The organism is Mesorhizobium sp. M0306, assembly GCF_040321655.1.
In the GTDB taxonomy this organism is placed as follows: domain Bacteria; phylum Pseudomonadota; class Alphaproteobacteria; order Rhizobiales; family Rhizobiaceae; genus Mesorhizobium.
The window spans coordinates 1-2679 of the sequence record NZ_JAMYRY010000085.1 but is presented as its reverse complement, the minus strand read 5'-3'; the positions used below and the strand labels follow the sequence as shown (position 1 = coordinate 2679).

Sequence of the window (2679 nt, the reverse complement as noted above, 5' to 3'; positions counted from 1 at the left end):
TGTGTTCCACGGCGCCGGCGGCCACACGATGATCGGCTATGGCGGCAATGACACTTATTATGTCGAGGATGTCCGCGATAAGGAGATTGAGGCGGCGGGCGGCGGTGCCGACAAAGTGTTCGCGTCAGTAAGTCATGCGCTTGCGGCCGGCTCCGAGATCGAGCTTCTCGCCACCAACAGCCCGTCCGGCACGACGGCGATCAACCTGACCGGCAATGCGTTCGCCCAGACCATCCAGGGCAATGCCGGCGCCAATGTCATCAACGGCCTCGGCGGCGCCGACATGATGAGCGGCTATGGTGGCAACGACACCTATTATGTCGACAATGCTGCCGACAAAGTGGTCGAGGCCGCTGGCGGCGGCTCCGACAAGGTGCTTGCCTCGGTGAGCTATGTCCTTTCGGCTGGCTCGCAGGTCGAGCTTCTTGCGACCACGAACCCCTCCGGTACGGCCGCAATCAATCTCACCGGCAACGAGTTCACCCAGACCATCCAGGGCAATGCCGGCGCCAATGTCATCAACGGCGGACACGGCGCGGACACCATGATCGGTTATGGCGGCAACGACACCTATTATGTCGACAATGCCGGCGACAAAGCGATCGAGGCGGTAGGCGGTGGCACCGACAAGGTGATCACTTCGATGAGCCATGCGCTTGCCGCCAGCTCGCAGATCGAGCTTCTCGCCACCAGCAACCCGTCCGGCACAGCGCCGATCCACCTCAACGGCAACGAGTTCGCCCAGATCATCCAAGGTAATGCCGGTAGCAATGTCTTCAATGGCCTCGGTGGTGCCGACACGATGGTCGGCTATGGCGGCAACGACAGCTACTATGTCGACAATGTCGGCGACCGAGTGATCGAGGCGGTAGGCGGCGGTCGCGACAACATAGCCACCACGGTGAGCTATGCGCTTGCGGCCGGCTCGGAGGTCGAGCTTCTCGCTACGAGGTACCCCTCCGCCACCACGGCAATCAACCTAACCGGCAACGAGTTCGCACAGGCCATCCAGGGCAATGCCGGCGCCAATGTCATAAAAGGCGGCGGCGGTGCCGACATCTTGACCGGTAACGGAGGCAATGATGCATTCGTGTTCAACAGCGCTCTTGGGGCCGGCAATATCGACAGGATCACCGACTTCAACAAGCTCCAGGACAAGATCCAACTCGACGACGCGGTTTTTGCCGGGCTTAAGCTGGGTGGCCTTTCATCCGATGCTTTCTTTGCTGGCACGGCCGCGCATGACAGCTCCGACCATATAATCTACAACAGCTCAACCGGGGCGCTGTCTTTCGACAGCGACGGGATCGGTGGCGCAGCTCAAATACAGTTCGCCACTCTCTCTCCAGGTCTGTCGCTTGCAGCAGGTTCGTTTCTCGTGATCTGAACGACCCGGAACGGCGGACCTTCTGCTCGAGCCGGTCCGCCGTTCCGTCTTTGTTCAAGCACCGGATTTTTCCAAAGGGGGTGCCCATTCGGGCTGATGCTCAACCTTGTCACCCAGCGGGTTCGCTAGCAGGGCATCATTGAAGGGTGGCTTGAATCTGCCCGTCACCGAGTTTACTCGGCGCGGTTCTCGACCGCTTCCGTGCCTTGAACGGCTAGTGAATCTCAGTGAAATAGAAGCTCATCGCACGGTGCATGACGAAGCAAAACGGCTTCGCGAGTAATCTGGTATGCACTTTCTCGTCTCTTTACTCTTATTCTTACTCTTATTCGATTCTTCTCGGCAACGAACGGTCAGATCCCATCTGAACCTGGAATCGAGTACCAGATCCCGAGGCCGCTATCAGATCCTCTGCGCAATAGCGGCCATAGCTTCGCAAACCGCCCCTTCGCAGATCAGGGATAGATAAATCGGGAATGCCAATTACCTGAGCGCGAGAGCAGGGACCAGGCACCGCAACCCCGGCAGTCATTCGGCAGTTGTCCCTCGCTCATAAACGTCGGCCGAACAGTTTTTTACGTCGCTTAAGTCTTCCTCATGAGCGAGTGCGGCAGGCGCTCCGACTGGGAACCGCCCCTATTCTCACCTTGAGCGGTTTCCTACATTGATTTGATCTCGATCACGGAGATCTGCCGACCGATATAAGATGATGAGCGCAGATGCCTACGAATTGTCCACAACTAATTGCTTACGGCAGTGAGACTGCGGAGCGGCTTGGCTCTTAAGTTAACGTCTGTCTTATTTTCATCTCGTAAGGTAAATTTATAAATCAAAACAAACCAATAATGTAACGTCCCCGTAATACAAAAGGTCATGAGTTGCGAATCTACAGCTGCTTCAAAATAAAGTCGCGATTCCGCCGGGATTGTGACCTCAGAAAGCGATAAATTTCTTGTCTACAATCGGTTTTGCCAAAATAAGCCACAATGCGTGCAGCATTTCTACAAACGCTCAATGATTCTATCAACGGGTGTCTGTATGTGATTTGGCGCTAATATACACCCTCTAGTAGGTAGGCCTCGGGCGCTATCGAACGAGAAAAAAGGAATATTGGATGGCAACTCTGCACTACACCTCGGGTGGTTCCGCCACCGAAATTGCAACCGCCGGCTTCAATTTGGCCGACGTTCAATATGCTAGCCAGGTTAACGCATTGCCGGATGGCATGAAGGGCCTGGTCTATCTCAATGAGCATGAGGGCGTGACCTCATCCTTCATCGAGAAAATGACCC

At 55.9% G+C, this 2679-nt stretch carries 1 pseudogene; it reads left to right on the top strand.

Annotation, left to right across the window (positions count from 1 at the left end):
* Nucleotides 1-1387: pseudogene (locus NKI95_RS34120) on the top strand (calcium-binding protein); the annotation flags it as partial.
* Between the last annotated feature and the right edge of the window lie 1292 nt (nt 1388-2679).